Origin of the sequence: Enterobacter cloacae complex sp. S1, from assembly GCF_014930525.1 — a bacterium.
Lineage (GTDB): Bacteria > Pseudomonadota > Gammaproteobacteria > Enterobacterales > Enterobacteriaceae > Enterobacter > Enterobacter hormaechei_C.
This window is the reverse complement of the sequence record NZ_JADBRE010000017.1, coordinates 77,196-99,911: the sequence shown is the minus strand read 5'-3', so window position 1 is coordinate 99,911 and position 22,716 is coordinate 77,196. Positions and strand designations below refer to the sequence as shown.

The following is a 22,716-nucleotide window of genomic DNA, read 5'->3' as shown; positions in this document are numbered from 1 at the left end:
ATTAGGCGGGAGTAGGGTCGTCCCCCTTAATCTCGCGCTTCACTTCCGTATGCTCATCGCCTTTCTCGTTGCGCAGATGAACCTCAAGCTGGTTAAAGGCGATATTAATATCGTTTTCACGACACAGACGGTCAATGGTGCGGTTCAGCTCATCGACGGTGTAGCTGCGATCGCGCAGTTCGCGTACGTACAGGCGCAGCTCATGATCCAAAGTGCTCGGCCCGAAGGTGGTGAAGAATACCGCTGGCGCAGGATCGTGCATCACTTTTGGATGGTCAGCTGCCGCCTTCAGCAGTACCTCTTTCACCTTGTCCAGATCCGAGCCATAGGCCACCCCGAGTCGGATCACCACGCGAGTGGTGGTATCCGAGAGCGACCAGTTGATCAGACGCTCGGTCACAAACGCTTTGTTCGGGATGATCACCTCTTTACGATCGAAGTCGGTAATGGTGGTCGCACGAATGCGGATCTTGCTGACGGTCCCGGAGAAAGTACCGATGGTGACGGTATCGCCGATACGCACCGGACGTTCGAACAGGATAATCAGGCCAGAGACAAAGTTACCGAAGATCTCCTGCAAGCCGAAGCCCAGACCCACCGACAACGCCGCCGCCAGCCACTGGAGTTTATCCCACGAGACGCCCAGCGAGCCGAATACCATCATCGCCCCGACAATAATAATGACGTAGTTCAGGATGGTGGTAATGGCGTACGACGCCCCCTGACGCAGGTTCAGCCTTGAGAGCACCAGCACTTCCAGCAGACCCGGCAGGTTGCGGATCAACGCCCAGGCAACCACTGACGACACCAGCGCAAAGAGCAGGCTGCCCATGGTGACGCTTTTCATTACCGCAGCGCCCGCTTCGGTACCGTTGTATTGCCAGAGCGTGATACTGTCGAGGTAGGCGAAGACGGTAATTAAATCAGACCAGATGGCCCAGAACATCACCGCAAACAGGGCGATCATCACCAGCATGGTAATACGCATCGTTTGCTGGTTAACCTGCTCCAGAGCAATGGTCGGCTCTTCCTGCGGCTCTGCCCCTTCAGCCCCCTCTTTCACCTGATGCTGCCGACGGGCAACAGCACGACGATACGCAATGCGGCGCGCCGCCACGCTCAAACCACGCAGCACGGTCTGGAACAGCAGGTTCCATACAATCACCAGATAAACCGTTTCGATCCAGCGGCCGGACAGACGCAGCGTGGTATAGAAGTAACCCGTCGCCGTCAGCACCATCAGCGCCAGAGGAATGATCGCCAGTACCGTTACGGTAGCCAGACGAAGATTGTGGGACTCTTTATCCCGCCAGCTGTCGCGGCACATTGGCCACATCAGAACGGCAATCAGCAGCAGGTTCAGCATAATCACCAGTTGCCCCAGCACGTCATCCATCAGGTGCAGCGGGGAAAGCTCCGCCACAACTGACCAGAAGTGCAGCGGCAGCAGCGCGAGGCTGATGCGCACAATCTGGCGACGCCAGTGGCTGGTGAGTTTTTCCGGCATGTTGAAGTGGCGGACGGCGACGCCATCTTTTTCCAGCACTTTCCAGCACAGACCAAACACCAGCCAGAACAGCGCCAGCTTCTTGCTGAACGCCCACAGCAGATCGCTGATATTCAGCTGCATGGTCAGCAGGATCAGGCCCACGGCGAGTATCAACAGGCAGACCGGCAGAGCACGGATCAGATCGATCAGGATCGCTTTCGGGGTGTGCAGCTGGCTGTCGTTACGCAGTTGCCCCACTTCCGAGGCCAGCTTCGCCTGGTACTGTTTCAGCCATTTCAAACGCCAGCGTATGACGCCAGCGATGAGCAGCAAAGGCAGCCCCGTCAGGAAGGCAATCATCACCGCAGGCCAGGCTTTCTCCCAGTTCACGGTAATTTTCATGCTTTTGATCTGGGATTTCAGCGTTTCCGGGAAAGATTTAAACCAGTCCCAGTCCATGGGTTTATTGCTGTTCACCCAGAAAATCTGCTGGGTCAGGATCTCCTGGAGGCTTTTAGAAACGCTCACCAGCTGCTGCTGGTTGATTTGCAGGTTAATCGCCATCATCAGCTGGTTGCCCAGCTGCTTGTTAAGCTGATCGAGCAATTCGCGGCGCATGTCCACCACCTGCAACAGCGCGTCGTGAACTTCAGCGTTCACTTCACCTGAATGGCCCTCTTCCACTTTGGCAACGAAGGTATCGCTCTGAAATAGCGCATCGCGCTGCTGGTTAACGTCAAACTGTTCAAGACGCAAATCCGCAATGCGGTTGGTCATGTCTTCCAGCTCGTCGGCGGACGGCAGCGTCTGCTGTTGCTGGTAGAGAATGCGCGACAGCAGCAGGCTGCCCTTCAGGACGGCAATCTGCTCCTTGACGTTGCGCTCGGCCTGCAAAGCGCGATCCAGCCAGTTTTTGACCTTAATATTTTGCTGCACCAGCGCGCTGCCGTTTTCAGTCGCCTGAATCAGACGCTCGCTCAGCTGGTGGTTAATCTCCAGCTCCTGCTTCACCAGCGGGTTGGCCTGAATACGGGCCGTCTCGTCTGGCGAAACCGCTTCCTGCGCCGTTTTTTCAGTCAGCGTCAGGCGCTTGCTGTTCACCGCTTCCTGCAACAGCTGAAGCTGATGCTCAAGCCGGTTGATATTCGCGGTCACGTAGTCACGCTGTTTTTGCAGCGCATCCTGTAGCACCGTGTTGCCTTCCAGGCTCTTACGCTGCTGTTCAATCTCCGCGTTTAGCAGCGTCTGCTGGATGTTCAACAGCGTTTGCTGGCTGGGACGAAGCGCCCCTTCCCCCACGGTGATGCCATTCAGACGGTTACGTATCTGCTGTAGCTGTTGCGACGCCGAGTACATGGCGTTCTGCACGCGCTCAGGCTGGGTTTGCAGCGAAACCAGCTGGCTGTTGTAGGTTGAGAGATCGGACTGCGCCGTTTGCAGATCGTCCAGCAGCTGCGCCACGCGCGACTCAAGCTGGCGCAACGACAGCGTGGCAAGCGTTTTTCGGGTTTCATCGTCGTTATCGACGTCGCTGAGCGCACTCAGCGCCTCCGTTGCCTTACGCATGTTCTCCGGCGCCTGAGCGACCTTCTGCCGTAGCTGGGCTGTTTCGGCTTTGATGCGATCGATCTTGTCCAGCGTTTCCAGGGTTTCCGTCAGATCCTGCTGAACGAGTTTTTCCTGGGCGGAGAGATCTTTTTGCTTATTCAGGGTGTCGAGTTGCGACTGAACATCAGCACGCGTGGGAATGTCACTGCCATTGTCTGCACGGGCCCATGAAAGCGGCGCGGCTGCAAAGTAAAACAGCAGGATCAAAAACAGGGCCAGAACAGGATGTTGCGAGCGATTGATGTGCAGCATAGTTGTGAATGTGATGTGAGAAATGACCGGAAATAGTCGGGCATGAAGGATATCACGCCCGGCTGAAGCAGAATAGTACGACGGAAAGGGTCTACGATTTTTCCCATGCCCGATCAGGCAGAGCGCGGGCTATGTTTACTTTGAAGGGTCGGACAGAGCTGGCACATCTCAAGAAAAATTTCGACGTAGCTGCGCGCCTCTGATCTGAGATCGAACGACTCCGGAGCAAAAAGCCAGTTTTCCATCAGGCCGGAAATATAGCTGCGCATCAGGATCGCAGCCCGGCGGGTGAGTAATGTGGCAGGAAGCATTTTGGCCTGCATGCACTCCGTGAGGACCTGTTCGATGCGATCGTAGCTTTCCAGACACAGGTCGCGCTGCGCCTGCTGAACCACCGCCATTTCACCAACGAACTCACATTTATGGAAGATGATTTCCATCATCAGACGACGACGCTCTTCAACAACCGTCGCTTCAAGGATATATACTAGAATTTCTCTTAACACTGAGAGTGGATCGTGAGGGAATTTTGCCCGATACTCACTCTCAAGATCGCTAATGCTGGACTCTGAAAGCTCCCAGATTTCACCAAACAGATCGGACTTGTCTTTGAAATGCCAGTAAATCGCTCCCCGCGTGACGCCCGCGGCCTGAGCAATCTGTGCCAGCGAGGTTGCCGAAACACCCTGCTGTGAGAACAAACGCATTGCCACATCCAGAATGTGTTGTCGGGTTTCCAGCGCTTGTTGTTTGGTTTTTCGTGCCATACGTTGATGAATTTACAGGAGTCAGATTTACATACATTTATGAATGTATGTACCATAGCATGACGATAATATAAACGCAGCAATGGGTTTTAGACTCAGGACCCTTGATCAATTTGAAATCGGACACTCGAGGTTTACATATGAACAAAAACAGAGGGTTAACGCCTCTGGCGGTCGTTCTGATGCTCTCAGGCAGCTTAGCGCTTACAGGATGTGACGACAAACAGGCTCAACAAGGAGCTCAGCAGGTGCCAGAAGTTGGCGTCGTGACGCTCAAATCCGAACCTCTCCAGATGACAACAGAACTACCGGGCCGCACCAGCGCCTACCGCATTGCGGAAGTGCGTCCGCAGGTGAGCGGTATCATCCTGAAACGTAACTTCACCGAAGGCGGTGATGTCAAGGCAGGCGAGTCTCTGTATCAGATTGATCCAGCAACCTATCAGGCGTCTTATGAGAGCGCTAAGGGCGATCTGGCTAAAGCCGAAGCGGCAGCCAAAATCTCGCAGCTGACGTTGAATCGTTACAAGAAACTGCTCGGCACGCAGTACATCAGCCAACAGGATTACGATTCTGCCCTGGCCGATGCACAGCAAGCCAACGCAGCCGTTGTGGCGGCGAAAGCGGCGGTAGAAACCGCGCGTATTAACCTGGCTTACACCAAAGTGACCTCCCCTATCAGTGGTCGCATTGGTAAATCTGCCGTCACCGAAGGTGCGCTGGTGCAGAACGGTCAAACCAACGCGCTGGCCACCGTGCAGCAGCTTGACCCGATCTACGTTGACGTCACCCAGTCCAGCAACGATTTCCTGCGTCTCAAACAGGAGCTGGCTAACGGCACCCTGAAACAGGAAAACGGTAAAGCCAAAGTGGAACTGGTTACCAACGACGGTATCAAGTTCTCACAGACTGGCACACTGGAATTTTCTGATGTGACCGTCGATCAGACCACCGGCTCTATCACCATCCGGGCCATTTTCCCTAATCCGGATAAAACCCTGCTGCCGGGTATGTTCGTACGCGCCCGTCTTGAGGAAGGGACTAACCCAAGCGCCATTCTGGTTCCTCAGCAAGGTGTGACCCGTACGCCACGCGGCGATGCGAGCGCACTGGTTGTGGGTGCCGATAACAAAGTCGAAACGCGCAATATCACTGCAACGCAGGCGATTGGCGACAAGTGGCTGGTAACGGAAGGTCTGAAAGATGGCGATCGCGTAATTATTACTGGTTTGCAAAAAGTTCGTCCTGGTGCGCAGGTCAAAGCTCAGGAAGTGAAATCTGACGACAAACAACAAGCGTCGGCCGCTGGCCAGTCAGAACAAACCAAGTCTTAACTTAAACAGGAGCCGTTAAGACATGCCTAATTTCTTTATCGATCGCCCCATATTTGCGTGGGTGATCGCCATAATCATCATGCTGGCCGGGGGACTTGCGATCCTGAAGCTGCCTGTCGCGCAATATCCAACGATTGCGCCGCCGGCAGTGACGATTTCCGCAACCTACCCGGGCGCTGATGCCAAAACGGTGCAGGATACCGTTACGCAGGTTATCGAACAGAACATGAACGGTATCGATAACCTGATGTACATGTCCTCCAACAGTGACTCAACCGGTACGGTTCAGATCACCCTCACCTTTGAATCCGGTACGGATGCGGACATTGCACAGGTTCAGGTGCAGAACAAATTGCAGCTGGCGATGCCTCTGCTGCCGCAGGAAGTACAACAGCAGGGCGTGAGTGTCGAGAAATCGTCCAGTAGCTTCCTGATGGTTGTCGGCGTGATCAACACCAACGGCACCATGACGCAGGAGGATATTTCCGACTACGTGGGCGCCAACATGAAGGACGCCATCAGCCGTACGTCTGGTGTGGGTGACGTTCAGCTGTTCGGTTCCCAGTACGCGATGCGTATCTGGATGGATCCGAATAAACTGAACAACTTCCAGCTGACGCCGGTTGACGTTATCAGCGCAATTAAAGCGCAGAACGCCCAGGTTGCCGCCGGTCAGTTGGGTGGTACACCGCCGGTGAAAGGCCAGCAGCTTAACGCGTCGATCATCGCGCAAACGCGTCTGACCTCCGCCGATGAGTTCAGCAAAATTCTGCTGAAGGTGAATCAGGACGGTTCGCAGGTTCGCCTGCGTGACGTGGCGAAGGTTGAGCTGGGCGGTGAGAACTACGACATCATTGCGAAGTTCAACGGTAAACCGGCTTCCGGTCTGGGTATCAAACTGGCGACGGGCGCGAACGCCCTGGACACCGCGACGGCTATCCGTGCAGAACTGAAGAAGATGGAACCGTTCTTCCCGTCAGGTCTGAAAATCGTTTATCCGTATGACACCACGCCATTCGTTAAAATTTCGATTCACGAAGTGGTGAAAACCCTGGTTGAGGCGATCATTCTCGTCTTCCTGGTGATGTACCTGTTCCTGCAAAACTTCCGCGCAACGCTGATCCCAACCATCGCCGTGCCGGTTGTACTGCTCGGGACCTTCGCGGTGCTGGCGATATTTGGCTACTCGATAAACACCCTGACGATGTTCGGGATGGTGCTCGCCATCGGCCTGCTGGTGGATGACGCCATCGTGGTGGTCGAAAACGTCGAGCGTGTCATGGCGGAAGAAGGCCTGCCGCCGAAGGAAGCAACCCGTAAATCAATGGGCCAGATCCAGGGCGCGCTGGTCGGTATCGCGATGGTACTGTCTGCGGTATTTATCCCGATGGCCTTCTTTGGCGGCTCTACCGGTGCGATTTACCGTCAGTTCTCCATCACCATTGTTTCGGCGATGGCGCTGTCGGTACTGGTTGCACTGATCCTGACGCCAGCCCTGTGCGCGACGATGCTGAAGCCGATTCAGAAAGGCGGTCACGGCGAGCATAAAGGCTTCTTCGGCTGGTTCAACCGCATGTTTGATAAGAGTACGCACCACTACACCGACAGCGTGGGTAACATCCTGCGCAGCACCGGTCGTTACCTGCTGCTCTATATCATCATCGTGGTGGGCATGGCTTTCCTGTTCGTTCGTCTGCCAAGCTCGTTCCTGCCAGATGAAGACCAGGGCGTGTTCCTGAGTATGGCTCAGCTTCCGGCCGGTGCGACGCAAGAGCGTACGCAAAAGGTGCTGGATGAGATGACCGACTACTTCCTGACCAAAGAGAAAGACAACGTCGAATCCGTGTTTGCGGTTAACGGCTTTGGCTTCGCGGGTCGTGGTCAGAACACCGGTATCGCCTTCGTTTCTCTGAAAGACTGGTCTGAACGTCCGGGCGCAGAGAACAAGGTAGAAGCCATTACCGGCCGCGCGATGGGCACCTTCTCACAGATTAAAGATGCGATGGTCTTCGCCTTTAACCTGCCAGCGATTGTTGAACTGGGTACGGCGACCGGCTTCGACTTCCAGCTGATTGACCAGGGCGGTCTGGGCCACGAAAAACTGACTCAGGCGCGTAACCAGCTGTTTGGCGAGGTGGCAAAACACCCTGACCTGCTGGTGGGCGTTCGCCCTAACGGTCTGGAAGATACGCCGCAGTACAAGATCGATATCGACCAGGAAAAAGCGCAGGCGCTGGGTGTTTCCATCAGCGACATTAATACCACGCTGGGTGCAGCCTGGGGTGGCAGCTACGTCAACGACTTCATCGACCGTGGTCGCGTGAAGAAAGTCTACGTGATGTCCGAAGCGCAATACCGTATGCTGCCGAACGATATCAACAACTGGTATGTTCGCGGCAGCGATGGCCAGATGGTGCCGTTCTCCGCCTTCTCAACCTCGCGCTGGGAATACGGTTCACCGCGTCTGGAGCGTTATAACGGCTTGCCATCGATGGAAATCCTCGGTCAGGCAGCGCCGGGCCGAAGCACCGGTGAAGCCATGAACCTGATGGAAGAACTGGCCAGCAAACTGCCTGCGGGTGTCGGCTACGACTGGACCGGCATGTCCTACCAGGAACGTCTGTCCGGTAACCAGGCCCCTGCCCTGTACGCCATTTCACTGATTGTGGTGTTCCTGTGTCTGGCGGCATTGTATGAGAGCTGGTCGATTCCATTCTCCGTTATGCTGGTGGTTCCGCTGGGGGTTATCGGTGCGCTGCTTGCCGCAACGTTCCGTGGGCTGACCAACGACGTTTACTTCCAGGTGGGCCTGCTGACAACCATTGGCCTGTCGGCGAAGAACGCGATACTAATCGTCGAATTCGCCAAAGATCTGATGGAGAAAGAAGGAAAAGGCCTGATTGAAGCAACGCTGGAAGCCGTTCGTATGCGTTTGCGTCCAATCCTGATGACCTCTCTGGCATTTATCCTCGGCGTTATGCCGCTGGTTATCAGCTCCGGCGCGGGCTCCGGCGCACAGAACGCAGTAGGTACCGGCGTAATGGGTGGGATGGTAACCGCGACCGTTCTTGCGATCTTCTTCGTACCGGTGTTCTTCGTGGTGGTTCGCCGCCGCTTCAGCCGTAAGAATGAAGACGTTGAGCACAATCATTCGGTAGAACATCACTGATACCGGTTTCACATGATAAAAAGGCCGCATTTGCGGCCTTTTTCTTTTTCAGAAAAAATCATAAAATAGACCTATTGCCTTTCTATTTATTTTCCTCTTTTTTAATAAGGCCTATCATAATAGGCCGATAACTTACACCAGGAACTCAGCATTCTTTTATTATCATTTCGTGACGTAAATTATTCGGACTATTCCTAAGCAATGGAAAATATCTGAAGATATCTGGTTTCGGACTTCACATGAAACTTTGCGCTAACTCAATGAATTCTAAGGAACCGATAAAAATCGTCTTTTTTATTGATTAACGCGTTCGCTGCAAAAGGTAGATTTGCGTAAAGGCTCGAACAGTAACGATTTAATTGTAATTTTTCGTAATAGCGCGGTGAAATCTTGATCAGAGTGGCTTATAGTTAGAGTTATCAGGAACACAGCTCCCGTGTGGCTAAGCAAGTTGTATCCATCCCGACATGATGTTCGGTGAGTAAAAAATCACTCAGAAGGGGATGCGCTATGGACGAGTACTCGCCAAAAAGGCATGATATCGCGCAGTTGAAATTTCTCTGCGAATCCTTGTACCATGACTGCCTTGCCAATCTTGAAGAAAGTAACCATGGCTGGGTGAACGATCCAACGTCTGCTATCAATTTACAGCTTAACGAGCTGATCGAGCATATCGCCACCTTCGCACTTAATTATAAAATTAAGTACAATGAAGATAATAAGTTGATAGAGCAAATTGATGAATACCTGGACGACACCTTTATGTTGTTCAGCAGCTACGGCATTAACGCACAGGATTTGCAGAAATGGCGTAAATCAGGAAACCGTCTATTTCGCTGCTTCACTAATGTCAGCAGAGCTAATCCGGTTAGTCTTTCCTGTTAAAATTATTACAATTACTAAGGTGAATTTATGTCTGATAAACCATTAACAAAAGTCGATTATTTGATGCGCCTGCGACGCTGCCAGTCAATTGACACCCTTGAACGAGTTATTGAGAAAAATAAATACGAGCTGTCTGATAATGAACTGGCGGTATTTTATTCAGCTGCCGACCATCGTCTTGCTGAGCTGACCATGAATAAACTGTATGACAAGATCCCCTCTTCGGTGTGGAAATTTGTTCGTTAATCGTTGAAGAGAGACTGTAAAGGCATTACGCCCGTTGTTAAGCTGAATTTACCTTTCGAATTACGCTTCAAATGCAAACGCCAGGTTCCCGTATAAAACGTATTTATGCGCAAGAATGTTGTGACTCCCGTCACAGCCACTTTTAGGGAACGTTCCCTTTCTGGTTAATCCTCTTTACGCTGCGTAAAACGATTCCAGAGAGGTTCCCATGAGTGAAGAAAAACAGAAGATGATTGCAGGTGAATATTACCGCCCTGGCGATGACACGCTGAGGGCTGACCGTTTACGCGCGCGTCATCTTGTTCACCGCTATAACCATACCGCACCCGATGAGAAGGCCGAACGTCGCGCCTTATTGGCTGACCTGCTGGGTCAAAGCGAAGGTGCCTATATAGAGCCAAGCTTCCGCTGCGACTACGGGTATAACATCTATCTGGGCAACAATTTTTACGCTAACTTCGATTGCGTCATGCTGGACGTCTGCCCTGTCCGCATTGGCGATAACTGTATGCTTGCGCCGGGAGTGCACATTTATACGGCCACGCATCCTCTGGACGCGACCGAACGTAACAGCGGGCTGGAGTACGGTAAACCGGTCACCATTGGTGATAATGTCTGGATCGGCGGACGCGCGGTGATTAATCCAGGCGTGACCATTGGCGATAATGCGGTTATCGCTTCCGGCGCGGTAGTGACCAAAGACGTGCCGGCCAATGCGGTAGTGGGCGGGAATCCGGCGAAAATCATTAAAATGATCTAAGCGCATCCTGAGTAACTGTTATGCTTTTTCCTGGCATAACTGTTACTTTCATCGCATAAACCCCTCTCATAAAATAGGCAGATCACCTGTATTTTCAACAATCATAAAGGCAAAAAATGACAGAGATACAGCGCCTGCTTACCGCCACCATCGACGATCTCAATACCCGCGAAAAGCGCGACAATCGCCCGCGCTTTAGCATCAGCTTTATTCGCAAACACCCCGGGTTGTTCGTCGCCATGTACGCCGCCTGGCTGGCAACGCTTATCGTCATGCTGAAGTCTGAAACGCTGGTCGATTCCGTCTGGCTACTGGTTGTGCTGTTCGTGGTGTTTAACGCGTTTTTCTTTTTCGACGTCAATCCGCGTTACCGGTATGAAGATATCGACGTACTCGATTTCCGCGTGTGCTACAACGGGGAGTGGTACAATACGCGTTACGTGCCGAAGGAGCTGATCGACAATATCCTGCTCTCGCCGGCCGTCGAAGCCGGGCAAAAAGAGAAGTTGCAGAAAATGGTCATCACTAAGGGCCAGCTCTCTTTTTATGATGTCTTTACCCTTTCCCGCCCCACTGCTGTGTAATGAGCGCATGAAGACGTCGGATACCCGGCGCAAACTGCGAAGCAGAGGTATTACCGTAACCTAAAACCAGACCGGTTTGCCCCTGCTTCGTCTCAAGGTAATACCCGCTCAGCGCAGCGGGTGCCAGCTGAAACGCTCTCGCCTGCTCCACCAGCCGCTGGTCGTCGATACCGTCAATCGCCAGCGTCAGGTGCATTCCCCCTTCCCCGGCAAGAACACGGTGCGGCGTATGAAGCTCTGCGCTCAGCACCTCCCGCAGCTGGCGGTAACGCTTACGATAAAGGCGGCGCATGGCGGCAAGATGCCGTGCATAGTGGCCTTCCTCAATAAACAGCGCCAGGGTGCGCTGTTCAGCGCGATGCCCGCCGCGCAGCAGCGAGCCGATGGCCGGACGCGCCGCCTTCGCCAGCGCTGGCGGTAACACCATGAACCCCATCCGGAGCGATGGAAACAGCGTTTTGCTGAACGTCCCCAGATACACAACGGGCGCATTGTTGACCATTCCGAGCATCGCCGGGACGGGCTCACCGGTATAACGAAATTCGCTGTCGTAATCATCCTCAATGATCCACGCGCTGTGCTGCCGGGCCAGTTCCAGCAGCGCCAGACGCCGCCGCGCGCTGAGCACGCTTCCGCAAGGGAACTGATGCGATGGCGAGGTAAAAATCAGCGTGGGTGAAGGCGCAGACAGCCCTTCCCAGCACATCCCCTCGTCATCCACCGGTATGCCGGTCATCGCCAGGCCGGTTTTGACGAAAGCGCTTTTGGCGCCGCTATAGCCGGGATTTTCCACCCAGGCAACATCCCCCGGCTCGCTTAACAGCATCGTGCACAGATTGACGCCCTCCAGCGCCCCTTCGGTTATCACAATCTGGCTGGCATCGCAGTCAATGCCGCGGGACAGCGCAAGATGGCGGGCAACGGCGGCCCGCAGCGTCGGCTCGCCGGCCGGGTCGCCATACCCTAACAGGGTGCTTCCCTCCTCGCGCAGAACACGATCGTACAACCGCCGCCACAGCGGTAAGGGGAAATAGTTGATGGCAGGCGTTCCCGGCGTAAACGCCATCACCGGGGTGTCGCGCAGCACAGGCGCGGGCAGCAGGGCGACACGTTTTGTCAGCCTGACGTTCGGGTCCGGTAACGTCCGGGCAATCGTCCGAGGAGCGAATTGCCCCACCCGCGTACCCTGGCGGCTACGCAGCAAATAACCTTCGAGCGTGAGCTGGTCCAGCGCCGCGTTGACGGTGTTTCGGGACACCGAGATCTGCTGCGCCAGCGTTCGCGAGCCGGGCAAATGGCTGCCGGACCGAAGCCTTCCGCACAGTATGGCCTCCCGCAAAGCAAGATAGAGCGCACGCTGGAGCGTCTCTTCCCCACGTTTTTTCAGCGCAGCATGGAGCAAGGTGTAAAGCTCATCACCCGGTATATTCATCTTTCCTCCTCGTGGTACCAGAAAAACATAGCCTGGTGGTTCTTTTTAAGGAACCAGCAATTCATTAATCTGGAGATCTTTTCAATGTGACGGGAATAAAGATGAATACATTCAATGAGTTTGGACAACCTGTAGGCGAAAGCTTTTTCGACTGGCAGCCTCGCCCGCACCCGTCCCGGGTGATACTTCAGGGTCGCTATTGTCGGCTTGAGCCGCTGCGCGTGGAGCATGCCCCGGCGTTGTTCTCTGCGTATTCCCTGGCCGGAGATACCCGAAGCTGGACGTGGCTGCTGCGTGAACCCGATGCCACCGCAGAGGAGTTTGCCGAATGGGTGGCGAGCGTGAGCGAATTAGCCGATCCCATCCACTTTACCGTTATCGATAACCAGACCCAGTCTCCTGTCGGGACGCTGTCCCTGATGCGGATCGATCCTAAAAACGGCGTTGTGGAAGTGGGACATGTTCACTTCTCGTCACTGTTAAGTCGCACGCCCATGTCGACAGAAGCGCAGTATCTGCTGATGCGGTACGTGTTCGATACCCTGGGCTACCGGCGTTATGAATGGAAGTGCAACAGCCTGAACGAACCATCCCGCAAAGCGGCTCTGCGTCTGGGCTTTCAGTTTGAAGGGCGTTTTCGCCAGGCGCTGGTCATTAAAGGCCGAAACCGGGACACCGACTGGTTTTCAATTCTCGACAAAGAGTGGCCAGCGCTGGCGAGCGCGTTTGAAATCTGGCTTGCCACCGACAATTTTACCGCCGATGGCAAACAGAAAAGCTCCCTGGAAAGCTGGCGAGAGACGCGCGTTTAGCGTCTTTTTTTACGTCCCTGCACCGCCTTAAAGCGCGGGTTAGATTTGCAGATCACGTATAAGCGTCCCTTGCGTTTGACTATCTGGCAATCCGGGTGACGCTGTTTTGCACTGCGTAATGAGTTCAGCACCTGCATGATTAGCCTCGCTTCGCATCAAGAAAGCCACCAAAACGCTTGCGGAAGCGTGCCGCGCTGCCATCCGTCGAGAAGGTCTTCTGCTTCCCGGTATAAAACGGATGTGATTTAGAGGAGACATCAAGGGTAACGTAGGGATACGTTTTCCCCTCCAGCTCAATTTCACGGTCTGTCTTAATTGTTGAGCCGACTTTAAAGTATTCATTAGCCGTGGTGTCGTGAAACACAACGGTGCGATAGGTTGGATGGATATTCGGTTTCATCTCTGGCCTTCATGTATTGTTATAACATAACAAAATACTATCTGAGCTTTGCTGCAAAAACAACCCCTGTCACGCACAGCCTGTTTTTGAAAGGTTGATCCAGATACCTGCCTGAGACTGTCACATGCTATAACTATATCATTTAGCGATAAAAAACTTTTTCTTCTGGCGCGCAAACTCCAGGCCCAAGGTGGGCATATGGAAAGGATAAAGCAGCATGCGAACCCGACATCTGGTCAGCCTGGTAACAGGCATACTGATCTTCTCTGTGCTGGTCCCTGTGTGCCTCAGTATCTGGCTGGCGCATCGTCAGGCAGAGGATAAATTTGTGGACGCTCTGGACAGCTATGCCTCGCGCGTCCTGATCCGTACCGACAGAGTCGTTGCGCAGGCAAAACAGGCGCTCACGCACCTACAGACATTCCACGCCCCACCCTGCACTCCCCCGCATTTACGCGAAATGCGTCGGGTTGAATTCTCATGGCGCTATATTCAGGAAGTGATGTATATCGATAACCTGAAGCCGCTCTGCTCATCCCTTGAACAATCCAGTAATACGGCGATCTTACCGCCCCCGATGCGGATCACCGCAGACGGGTATAGCGCGTGGCTCACCTCGCAAAACGACCTTGGCATTCACCGCTATATGGCCGTTCTGGGGAAAGGACATTATCTGGTGATGGTTGATCCTGCCTCGCTTGTGGATGTTGTCCCGTTTGGTGAAATTTCGATGGATGCCGCCCTTGTGGGCAGTGAAACCCATCGGATATTTGCCAGAAGCAATATTGTCGACCCGTATATTCTTTCTGTCGTTAAGGAGCAGCAGGACGTTACGCGCGTACAATACAACGGCTCGATGTACGTGTTGAAACCTGTACCCGAACTGGGGTTTACGGTGATCGCGTGGGCGTCGTTAAAACCGCTGGCGGAATCCTGGCACCAGCAGTTGATCATCTGGCTACCGGCTGGCATCTTGCTAAGCCTGGCTGCTGCCCTTATTGTCCTGCGCATCCTCCGCCGTTTGTTATCCCCGCGTAACCGCCTGATCGACGCAATCAACAACCGGGAGATCGAGGTTTACTATCAGCCCATCGTGGCGCTGTGCAGTGGAAAACTGGTGGGTGCTGAAGCGCTGATGCGCTGGCCGCAGCCAGATGGCAGTCACCTGTCGCCCAATCTCTTTGTGCCGCTGGCTGAGCAGACGGGGCTTATTTCAACGCTGACGCAGCTGGTGGTGAATAAGGTGTTTGAGGATTTAGGCGCCTGGCTGCATCATCACCCGGAACTGCACATTTCTGTCAACCTTGCGCCATCGGATTTAACGTCCCCCGAGCTGCCTCGCCAGCTGAGTCAGTTGCTCAACAAATGGGGCGTCCACCCGCGCCAGATCGCCCTTGAATTAACCGAGCGCGGCTTTGCCGATCCCGCCGTCAGCGTGCCTGCCATCGCTGCGTTTCGCCGCGCCGGGCACGCTATCTACATTGATGATTTTGGTACGGGTTACTCCAGCCTGAGCTATTTGCAGGACCTGGATGTCGATACCCTGAAGATTGATAAATCCTTTGTGGATGCGCTGGAGTACAAGAACGTGACTCCCCACATCATCGAAATGGCCAAATCGCTTAAACTGGCGATGGTCGCAGAAGGCATTGAAACTGAAGGGCAGATTGAATGGTTGCATCGCCACGGCGTGCAGTACGGCCAGGGCTGGTATTTCAGCAAGGCGCTGCCTAAAGAGGATTTCATTCTCTGGGCCGGGCACAACCTCAGGAAATAAACCGATTGCGCGGTGTTACGTGCGGCCACTGCCGTGGCCGCACGTTTCCACTCAGCCGTTCTGCTGCCAGCTAAACGTGTAGCGCAGCCGGCGGTTTTGCAGAATGAAGGCCGGGGCTACGCTCGGGCTCCATGAGTCGTCCCCCCCTACGCCCATGTGAAACGCATCAAGATTCAACCAGCAGCCAGCCTCTTCCCGCAGCAAATGCTGATGCGTTGTCTCATGCAGCTGCCGCTGGCTATAACGGCTCAGGGAGAAATGGAACTGTCCCTGCAACTGATGGGAGCCAAACGTCAGCTCGCGGGTGTCGCAGCGCAAACCGTTCTCCGTCGGGAAGATATACGGCGTCTGCATCTCTTCCAGCGGTAACGCCCAGCGCCCCTGCTGCGCCGCCAGTTTTCTGTCCGGATAGTTCTCCAGCGGGCCTAGCCCCAGCCAGCGCACCGTTTCCGGGATATCCGCCAGCATAACGCTCAGACCCACGCGAGCGGGCTCAGGAATGTCAGACGCCACTGTCACCTGCACATCACCGTGCAGCACCCCGTGGTCATCAATCCGCCAGAGCTTGCAGCTGAGAAACAGCGCTTTACCCTGATGCTCCCAGACGTGCTGCGTGGTCACCACCACCTCACGGGCATGCTGCTCCGCTTCACACTGGAGGAGGCGCGCGGACATCTCATACATCCCTGCCGCTTTCCAGCGTTCCACCCACGCGTTCGGATCGATGCGGGTCGCCTCGCTGACGCCAATGTCATTGTCCAGCGGCGCGCGGGTGAAGTTATCCGTTAGCGGGGAACGGAGCGTTTCAGCGCCCTCGTTCCACCACTGGGTCAGGTTTCCGGTGAGACGGCTAAACTGCCAGCGCTGCTGCTGATGAGTAATGTCCAGCGCTTCGTCCTGCACCGTTAGCTGCGGAGGGGTTCCGCCTGCTTTCGGTGGCACAAGGTACAGCGGAGCCGGGAGCGGCCACTGATCCCAGGCACAACGGTGGCCGGGCGGCGACCACGGCGTGGCCTGAGGCTGAACGATCTCCACGCTGAGCCAGACCTCGCCCGGCTCAGCGTCAAGCTCAGGCAGCGGGATCTCAACGCGCTGCGTCTCCTGAGGCGCAACAGAAAGGGGTATTTCGCCGGAAGCCAACACCGCACCGTCACGCGCCACCGACCATTGCAGATGCTCGTTGTCAGTATGACGGAACAGATAATCGCTCTGGATCTCGACGACCAGCGGAGCGGTGCTCACCAGCGTAAAGGTAAAGAACTGCTGGGCACGCTGCGCCTCGTAAAGGGCGGGGTGCGGAGTGCGATCGGGAAACACCAGCCCGTTGAGGCAGAACTGACGGTCGTTGGGCTTATCGCCAAAATCGCCGCCGTAGGCCCAGTATGCCGTGCCGTCTTCCGCTTTTTTCGTCAGCGCCTGATCGACCCAGTCCCAGACAAACCCGCCCTGCAACCGGGGATGGCTGCGGAATGCCTGCCAGTAGCTGGCAAAGCCGCCAAAGCTGTTGCCCATCGCGTGGGCATACTCGCACAGGATCAGCGGACGGGTTTCGTCCGGCATGCCGATCCACTTTTTAATCGACCACTTTGGCACCGCCGGGAATGGCTGATCCTGATCGACGCGGGCATACATCGGGCAGACAATATCGGTAGCGGCCGTACTGGCGCCGCCGCCTTCGTACTGCACCGGCCGCGTGGGATCGGCGGTTTTCAGCCAGCGGTACAGCGCATCGTGATTCGCCCCATGCCCGGACTCATTCCCCAGGGACCAGATGATGATGGACGGATGATTCCGGTCCCGCTGCACCATACGCGTTACGCGTTCGCTCATGGCAGGCAACCAGCGCGGATCGTCCGCCAGGCGGCTCATCGGCACCATGCCGTGGGTTTCAATATTCGCCTCATCGACCACGTACAGGCCGTAGCGATCGCAAAGCGTGTACCACAGAGGATGGTTCGGATAATGCGAGCAGCGCACGGCGTTGAAGTTATGCTGCTTCATCAGTTCGATGTCGCGGCGCATGGTCGCCTCATCCATCACCTGCCCCTTCTCAGGATGATGTTCGTGACGGTTCACGCCGCGGATCAGCAGCGGTTTGCCGTTAAGCTTCAGCAGGCCGTTGCTGATTTCGACGCGTCTGAAACCGACATCGCAGGCTTCAGTCTCCAGCACGTTACCCTGCGCATCCCGAAGCGACATTGTCAGCCGATAGCATTCCGGTGTTTCAGCGCTCCACAGCGCGGGAGCGTTCACGGGGATCGCCACCGTGAGCCGTTCTGCCCAACTGCCACGTTCGTCCACGATGGCCGATCCGGGCTGCTGCGTGGTTTGCGCGCAGGCTTCGCCGTTACGCCACAGGGTAAACGCCACCTCACATTCGGCGTAGCGTGAGCCTTCCAGCGCAACGTCAACCCGGAGTATCGCCCGATCGCATTCGGCATTCAGATCGGTCACGATCTGATAATCGGCAATTCGCGTTTCCGGCTTGTGCAGCAGCGAGACGTCACGGAAAATGCCGCTCATCCGCCACATGTCCTGATCTTCCAGGTAGCTTCCGTCGCACCAGCGTAACACCATCACCGCCAGACGGTTCTGCCCCGGTCGCAGCACCGCGCTAAGATCGAACTCCGCAGGCAGACGGCTGTCCTGCGAATAGCCCACCCACTGGCCGTTACACCACAGATGAAAAGCTGAATTCACCCCGTCAAAAATAATGCGGGTTTGCCCACTGCACAGCCAGGCGTCATTCATCTCAAATGTGAGCGAGTAACAACCAGTTGGGTTTTCAGCCGGAACATACGGCGGGTTCACATTTATCGGATAGGTGACGTTGGTATAGATGGGAGTGTCAAATCCCTCCATCTGCCAGTTCGACGGCACGGGCATCTCAACGGCGTCAGCCAGATCGTCCGTTATCCATGCCTCGGGAACCTGCTCTGGCGCCGGGAAAAAGCTGAATCGCCAGACGCCGTTAAGCAGACGCTTGCTTAGCGAAAGTTTATCCTCGCGGGCGAAGGTTTCATCGCGCCAGCTATGAAAAGGCGCGTGTGTAGCCAGACGATTCCACTGCGTCACGCCCGGGTTTTCCCAGTCACGACGCGCCAGAAGTGCGCTGAGGGTCAGCGGTAATGTAGAAGACATATCAACCTCTTTGCGAAGCGCTCACAATTTCAGCCAACATGCCCTGGTAAACGGTGGCGGTAAAGACTTTGATCGTCACCAGGCGAGCACGATCACAAAAGTGCTAGCTGCGCGCCAGTTTCTCCGCCAGCAGCGCCATCGTTCTGAGCTGTTGCGCCAGATCTTCACGATCGGCCTGCTGTGCGGCGCGCGGCGCGGTGGAATGACGTACTATCAACGTAACGGGAAGTTGTTCCTGCCAGCATTCGTCGTGATGGTCAGGTGCCATCAGCCACTCCACGCTGCGCTCACCGGCCTCGCGGAACGCCTGCCGAACGGTGGTGAGCGGAGGTGAAAACCACGCGCTGTCAGCCGTATCATCAAACCCGACAACCGAGATCTGCCCCGGTACCGCAACGCTTTTTTCCGCACAGGCGCGTAAAACGCCAAGCGCCATCTGATCGTTAGCGACGAGGATCGCCTCCGGCAGCTGCGCGCCCGCCAGGAGCTGATGCCCTTTCTCATAGCCCGAAGCTGCGCTCCAGTCGCCCTGCACCACCGCAAACGCCTCCACACCGGCCCGGGCCAGCGTGGTTTTCCATCCCGCCAGACGAGCCCGGGCAGAGACTGAACTTTCCGGCCCGGCGAGCAGCGCAATTCGCTGGTGCCCCAGCGAAAGCAGATGCTCTGCCCCCAGGGCAGCGCCCTGTTCGGCATTGAAAACGAGGCTGTTAACCCGAGCTGTCGGGGAAACATCGAGAAAAAGAACCGGGGTCGGCGAGGCCATTTCCTGAAGCATTTCTGCCTGTGCATCTTCCAGCGGAACGTTCACCAGCAGCGCCTCCACGCGCTGCGCCAGTAATTCCTGCAAAGCAGCCTGACACTGCGCGGGTTGCTCCACCATGGAGATGAGTACGCTAGCCCCCTGCTCCACTGCCCGGGATTTTACAGCTGAGGCGATTTGCGACGGCGCATGCAGCGCCAGATCGCTGGTCATCAGCCCCAGCGTGCGGGTGCGTTTCCCGGCCAGCTGCTGCGCGCCACGGTTAGGCACATAGTGTAGCGCCGCCATGGCCTGCCGGACCTTTTCCCGCGTACGGGCAGAAACGTGTTCCGCGTCGTTAATCACCCGGGAAACGGTCTGATAAGAAACGCCTGCCACGCGGGCAACGTCATAAAGAGTGATCGCTTTCATACATTCTGGCGTCGTAAAAAGAGAAGTCTCTATTCTGACACAGTTACGCCATCATAGCCTGTGAGCGCTTCGCAAAATTAAACAATCCGCTCCGGTTGCGCAGCTTTATGAATGCGCGGTCTCTGGCGAAACCACGGCAAACAGAGCTGGATCAGCGGGCCGATGGTTAATGCATACAGTACGGTTCCAACGCCAAACGCTCCCCCGAGAAGGTAGCCGACGATCAACACGGTCACCTCGATCGCGGTACGCACGCTGCGGATCGACCAGCCCAGCCGGGCATGTATGCCGGTCATCAGACCGTCGCGCGGGCCTGCGCCAAAACCCGCGCCGATATACATCCCGGTGGCAAGGGCGTTAACCACAATGCCGGAAACCAGCAGGGTGATGCGCACGGGCAGCGAGGTGAGCTCAGGGATCAGCGCCATTGACGCATCGGCCGCCAGACCAATACAAATCACATTACTGATAGTACCCAGTCCCGGCAGCTGACGCAGCGGGATCCACAGCAGCAGCACCGCGGCCCCGGTTAAAATAATCACCGTGCCGATGCTCATCCCGGTCTGGATGGCGACGCCAAGGTGAAAGACATCCCACGGGTCGACACCCAGATCCGAACGAATAAACATCGCGGTTGAAAGCCCGTACAGGCCTAAACCGACATAAAGTTGTACCAGACGACGTACCATTTTCTCTTCTCCGAAGAACCAGGCTCCATCTTCGGTGAAAATGGCACTATGATTAATGTCCAGTTTTCAAATAGTGGACTGCATATGTCATCACGTCGTTTTGGAAGCCAGTCTCTGGTACGCCTGTTAGGGCACTGGCAGCAAGCCTCTTCCCGCACCCCGCTGTGGCGCCAGCTGGCTGACGCGTTACGCCTGTTAATTCTGGATGGCAGGCTGGCGCTAAACACACGCCTGCCCGGAGAGCGGGAACTGGCCGCCGCTCTGAGCGTAAGCCGCACCACCATCAGCAGCGCGCTGGCGCATCTGCGGGAAGAGGGTTATCTGGAGAGCCGTCACGGCAGCGGTTCGCGGGCGATCCTGCCAGACCGCCGCGCCGTGCCCACGCTTTCTACTGCCAGCGCGGCGCTGGATCTCTCAACCGCCGCACTCAACGCGGGACCAGAGATCCACCAGGCCTACGCCCACGCGCTGACGGCCATCACGCCGAATCTGGCGCTGACCGGGTACGATCAGCTTGGGCTTCCGGCGCTGCGTGAAGCTATCGCCGCCCGCTACACCGCACGCGGTCTGCCCACCCGGGCAGACGAAGTGATGGTGGTGAACGGCGCCGTCAGCGGCTTCGCCCTGATCTTAAGAATGATGACCGGTCCCGGGGATCGCGTGGTGGTGGATCATCCCACCTACCCGCTGGCGATAGCCGCTATTCAGGGGGCGCTATGCCGGCCCGTGGGCGTCTCGCTGCCTGAAACGGGCTGGGATACCGACGGTTTTGCCGCAACGCTTGCCCAGACAGCCCCGCGTCTGGCCTATCTGATGCCGGATTTTCATAATCCGACCGGACGTTGCATGGATGCCGCGACGCGCCAGACCATAACCGACATCGCCGCGCAAACCCGCACCACGCTGGTGGTGGATGAAACCATGGTCGATCTCTGGTTCGATGTTCCCCCGCCGCCGCCGCTGGCCGCCTTTAACCCGGAGGCCACGGTGATGACGCTGGGTTCCGCAGGTAAAAGCTTCTGGGGTGGGCTGCGTCTCGGCTGGATCCGCGCCTCGTCACGCACTATCGCCACCCTCGCGCAAACGCGCGACACGCTGGATCTGGGCTCGCCGGTGCTGGAACAGCTGGCCACGCTGTGGCTTATCGAAAACAGTGCAACCTTCCTGCCTGCCCGGCGGCAAATGCTGGCAGAACGGCGCGACCGCTGCGGCCAGATGCTGCGGGAACATTTCCCCGAATGGCGGTTTCAGGAAGCGGAGGGAGGGCTTTCATACTGGATTGAATTACCCGGCATGCTGGCGACACAGCTGGCGGCACGCGCCGAAACGACAGGCATCATTATGGGCACCGGCACGCGTTTTGGACTATCAGGCGCGTTTGACCGCTACCTGCGTATGCCCTTCTCACTCAGTTCACCAGAACTTGAAGAGGCATTATTGCGGATCAAACCGCTGTGGCGTGCATTAAATAAAAGTGTAGCGCCAGTAAAACGGAGCCTGGTGTAAATTATTCGCCAGAAACAATAAAAACTGCTGACTGTATCGCATGCAGTCAGCAGTTTTCATGAAGAACAACTTAATGTTGAGGTGGAATCGGGAAGCCTTTCAGCGAAATAATGAAATTATCCCCTTCTTTCTTTATTTTTGCACCGGTATCACACCAGTCAGACGCAATACGAAAGAACTCATCACTTCCTACATTCCAGCCAAGACGAACATGTTTCACGTAGCCGGAACGTAACAGATTGCAGGCCTCGTTGTAGTCACTGGCAGTCGATAGTTGTTGTTTCATTTTCTCTTCTTCAGAAGTTTACGTAGTGCTTTGATTTCTTTAGGAGTAAATGGAGTTACGCTCTCTTCTTCCGTATGCTGATTATCAACATCCTCTTCCGATACTCCCGCCTCTTCTACTGCTTCAAATGCCAGCAGCAGCAGTTTCTCTGTGGTCACGCTTAAATTCTCATTATTGTCTTCCGCATAGTGGCGAAGTCTTTCTTTTAGCGCTTCATCAATTTTAACGTTTAAAACCGCAGTAACCATGATTGTCACATCCTTTCGGAACACGTGTTTAATTTAATACACGAAGATAAGTTTGTTATCCAGATATATATTTTTTAGCTTATGACAGAATAAAGGCATCGAAAAATAAAATGACAGTCTATTATTACAGGTTTATGACATTATTATTTCAGTTAAA

General features: G+C 55.5%; 19 protein-coding genes. 9 read left to right on the top strand and 10 right to left on the bottom strand.

The genetic code is table 11. The features are described 5' to 3' along the window. Position 1: 1 nt before the first annotated feature. The gene (gene mscK, locus IM290_RS12205) at positions 2-3,349 is read right to left on the bottom strand and encodes a mechanosensitive channel MscK (RefSeq protein ID WP_193041798.1); all 3,348 of its coding nucleotides are present in this window, start codon (positions 3,347-3,349) and stop codon (positions 2-4) included. A 113-nt stretch (positions 3,350-3,462) separates the two neighbouring features. After that, the gene (gene acrR / locus IM290_RS12200; RefSeq protein WP_193041799.1) at positions 3,463-4,116 is read right to left on the bottom strand and encodes a multidrug efflux transporter transcriptional repressor AcrR; all 654 of its coding nucleotides are present in this window, start codon (positions 4,114-4,116) and stop codon (positions 3,463-3,465) included. Positions 4,117-4,256: 140 nt separating this feature from the next. Between acrR and acrA the strand changes: the two genes are divergently transcribed. From acrA to IM290_RS12170, 6 genes are all read left to right on the top strand, one after another. Continuing rightward, positions 4,257-5,450: a multidrug efflux RND transporter periplasmic adaptor subunit AcrA gene (acrA, locus tag IM290_RS12195; protein WP_017694395.1), complete on the top strand. Its 1,194-nt coding sequence runs from the start codon at positions 4,257-4,259 to the stop codon at positions 5,448-5,450. Between the two features lie 22 nt (positions 5,451-5,472). Beyond that, complete coding sequence (gene acrB / locus IM290_RS12190; protein ID WP_015571248.1) at positions 5,473-8,619, top strand: multidrug efflux RND transporter permease subunit AcrB; 3,147 nt, start codon at positions 5,473-5,475, stop codon at positions 8,617-8,619. 510 nt (positions 8,620-9,129) lie between these two features. Beyond that, entirely contained in the window at positions 9,130-9,504 is a 375-nt protein-coding gene (gene tomB / locus IM290_RS12185) for an Hha toxicity modulator TomB (RefSeq protein WP_006809850.1), read from the top strand. A 27-nt stretch (positions 9,505-9,531) separates the two neighbouring features. Beyond that, positions 9,532-9,750, top strand: coding sequence for an HHA domain-containing protein (locus tag IM290_RS12180; protein ID WP_015571250.1), 219 nt, complete (start codon positions 9,532-9,534; stop codon positions 9,748-9,750). 208 nt (positions 9,751-9,958) lie between these two features. Beyond that, on the top strand, positions 9,959-10,510 hold the full coding sequence (gene maa, locus IM290_RS12175; RefSeq protein WP_015571251.1) for a maltose O-acetyltransferase: 552 nt from the start codon (positions 9,959-9,961) through the stop codon (positions 10,508-10,510). A gap of 116 nt (positions 10,511-10,626) precedes the next feature. Next, complete coding sequence (locus tag IM290_RS12170) at positions 10,627-11,094, top strand: YlaC family protein (RefSeq protein ID WP_023296041.1); 468 nt, start codon at positions 10,627-10,629, stop codon at positions 11,092-11,094. Here IM290_RS12170 and IM290_RS12165 read toward each other — a convergent pair. Continuing rightward, positions 11,066-12,526: a PLP-dependent aminotransferase family protein gene (locus tag IM290_RS12165; protein ID WP_193041800.1), complete on the bottom strand. Its 1,461-nt coding sequence runs from the start codon at positions 12,524-12,526 to the stop codon at positions 11,066-11,068. The two genes, IM290_RS12170 and IM290_RS12165, sit on opposite strands and share 29 nt — an antisense overlap. Positions 12,527-12,627: 101 nt before the next feature. Here IM290_RS12165 and IM290_RS12160 point away from each other — a divergent pair, with 101 nt between their 5' ends. Beyond that, positions 12,628-13,338 (top strand): GNAT family N-acetyltransferase, encoded by a 711-nt coding sequence (locus IM290_RS12160; RefSeq protein WP_193041801.1) that lies wholly within the window; start codon positions 12,628-12,630, stop codon positions 13,336-13,338. On the opposite strand, the gene ykgO is transcribed toward IM290_RS12160, so the two are convergent. Together ykgO and IM290_RS12150 are read right to left on the bottom strand one after the other, a co-directional pair. Further along, positions 13,335-13,475: a type B 50S ribosomal protein L36 gene (ykgO, locus tag IM290_RS12155; RefSeq protein ID WP_003859006.1), complete on the bottom strand. Its 141-nt coding sequence runs from the start codon at positions 13,473-13,475 to the stop codon at positions 13,335-13,337. The two genes, IM290_RS12160 and ykgO, sit on opposite strands and share 4 nt — an antisense overlap. Before the next feature lie 2 nt (positions 13,476-13,477). Then, positions 13,478-13,738 carry a type B 50S ribosomal protein L31 gene (locus IM290_RS12150; RefSeq protein WP_015571255.1) on the bottom strand — a complete coding sequence of 87 codons (261 nt, stop codon included), beginning with the start codon at positions 13,736-13,738 and terminating at the stop codon, positions 13,478-13,480. Positions 13,739-13,955: 217 nt separating this feature from the next. Between IM290_RS12150 and IM290_RS12145 the strand changes: the two genes are divergently transcribed. Next, positions 13,956-15,515, top strand: coding sequence for an EAL domain-containing protein (locus IM290_RS12145; protein ID WP_193041802.1), 1,560 nt, complete (start codon positions 13,956-13,958; stop codon positions 15,513-15,515). Between the two features lie 51 nt (positions 15,516-15,566). Here IM290_RS12145 and IM290_RS12140 read toward each other — a convergent pair whose 3' ends face one another. From IM290_RS12140 to IM290_RS12130, 3 genes are all read right to left on the bottom strand, one after another. Continuing rightward, positions 15,567-18,656 (bottom strand): beta-galactosidase, encoded by a 3,090-nt coding sequence (locus IM290_RS12140; RefSeq protein ID WP_193041803.1) that lies wholly within the window; start codon positions 18,654-18,656, stop codon positions 15,567-15,569. A 103-nt stretch (positions 18,657-18,759) separates the two neighbouring features. Then, a complete protein-coding gene (locus tag IM290_RS12135) occupies positions 18,760-19,830 on the bottom strand; it encodes a LacI family DNA-binding transcriptional regulator (protein ID WP_193041804.1) in 1,071 nt (356 codons plus the stop codon). A gap of 77 nt (positions 19,831-19,907) precedes the next feature. After that, positions 19,908-20,519: a YitT family protein gene (locus IM290_RS12130; protein ID WP_193041805.1), complete on the bottom strand. Its 612-nt coding sequence runs from the start codon at positions 20,517-20,519 to the stop codon at positions 19,908-19,910. An 84-nt stretch (positions 20,520-20,603) separates the two neighbouring features. Between IM290_RS12130 and IM290_RS12125 the strand changes: the two genes are divergently transcribed. Beyond that, a complete protein-coding gene (locus tag IM290_RS12125; RefSeq protein ID WP_045614997.1) occupies positions 20,604-22,025 on the top strand; it encodes a PLP-dependent aminotransferase family protein in 1,422 nt (473 codons plus the stop codon). Positions 22,026-22,095: 70 nt separating this feature from the next. Here IM290_RS12125 and IM290_RS12120 read toward each other — a convergent pair whose 3' ends face one another. Both IM290_RS12120 and IM290_RS12115 read right to left on the bottom strand, forming a co-directional pair. After that, positions 22,096-22,311: a hypothetical protein gene (locus tag IM290_RS12120; RefSeq protein ID WP_015571263.1), complete on the bottom strand. Its 216-nt coding sequence runs from the start codon at positions 22,309-22,311 to the stop codon at positions 22,096-22,098. Further along, complete coding sequence (locus IM290_RS12115) at positions 22,308-22,559, bottom strand: hypothetical protein (protein WP_006809862.1); 252 nt, start codon at positions 22,557-22,559, stop codon at positions 22,308-22,310. The genes IM290_RS12120 and IM290_RS12115 overlap by 4 nt, the downstream gene beginning before the upstream one ends. Positions 22,560-22,716 lie beyond the last annotated feature (157 nt).

Bases quoted from the DNA above. Each gene is read 5' to 3' on its own strand.
- mscK (WP_193041798.1), bottom strand. From the start codon at position 3,349: ATGCTGCACATCAATCGCTCGCAACATCCTGTTCTGGCCCTGTTTTTG.
- acrR (WP_193041799.1), bottom strand. From the start codon at position 4,116: ATGGCACGAAAAACCAAACAACAAGCGCTGGAAACCCGACAACACATT.
- acrA (WP_017694395.1), top strand. From the start codon at position 4,257: ATGAACAAAAACAGAGGGTTAACGCCTCTGGCGGTCGTTCTGATGCTC.
- acrB (WP_015571248.1), top strand. From the start codon at position 5,473: ATGCCTAATTTCTTTATCGATCGCCCCATATTTGCGTGGGTGATCGCC.
- tomB (WP_006809850.1), top strand. From the start codon at position 9,130: ATGGACGAGTACTCGCCAAAAAGGCATGATATCGCGCAGTTGAAATTT.
- IM290_RS12180 (WP_015571250.1), top strand. From the start codon at position 9,532: ATGTCTGATAAACCATTAACAAAAGTCGATTATTTGATGCGCCTGCGA.
- maa (WP_015571251.1), top strand. From the start codon at position 9,959: ATGAGTGAAGAAAAACAGAAGATGATTGCAGGTGAATATTACCGCCCT.
- IM290_RS12170 (WP_023296041.1), top strand. From the start codon at position 10,627: ATGACAGAGATACAGCGCCTGCTTACCGCCACCATCGACGATCTCAAT.
- IM290_RS12165 (WP_193041800.1), bottom strand. From the start codon at position 12,526: ATGAATATACCGGGTGATGAGCTTTACACCTTGCTCCATGCTGCGCTG.
- IM290_RS12160 (WP_193041801.1), top strand. From the start codon at position 12,628: ATGAATACATTCAATGAGTTTGGACAACCTGTAGGCGAAAGCTTTTTC.
- ykgO (WP_003859006.1), bottom strand. From the start codon at position 13,475: ATGCAGGTGCTGAACTCATTACGCAGTGCAAAACAGCGTCACCCGGAT.
- IM290_RS12150 (WP_015571255.1), bottom strand. From the start codon at position 13,738: ATGAAACCGAATATCCATCCAACCTATCGCACCGTTGTGTTTCACGAC.
- IM290_RS12145 (WP_193041802.1), top strand. From the start codon at position 13,956: ATGCGAACCCGACATCTGGTCAGCCTGGTAACAGGCATACTGATCTTC.
- IM290_RS12140 (WP_193041803.1), bottom strand. From the start codon at position 18,656: ATGTCTTCTACATTACCGCTGACCCTCAGCGCACTTCTGGCGCGTCGT.
- IM290_RS12135 (WP_193041804.1), bottom strand. From the start codon at position 19,830: ATGAAAGCGATCACTCTTTATGACGTTGCCCGCGTGGCAGGCGTTTCT.
- IM290_RS12130 (WP_193041805.1), bottom strand. From the start codon at position 20,519: ATGGTACGTCGTCTGGTACAACTTTATGTCGGTTTAGGCCTGTACGGG.
- IM290_RS12125 (WP_045614997.1), top strand. From the start codon at position 20,604: ATGTCATCACGTCGTTTTGGAAGCCAGTCTCTGGTACGCCTGTTAGGG.
- IM290_RS12120 (WP_015571263.1), bottom strand. From the start codon at position 22,311: ATGAAACAACAACTATCGACTGCCAGTGACTACAACGAGGCCTGCAAT.
- IM290_RS12115 (WP_006809862.1), bottom strand. From the start codon at position 22,559: ATGGTTACTGCGGTTTTAAACGTTAAAATTGATGAAGCGCTAAAAGAA.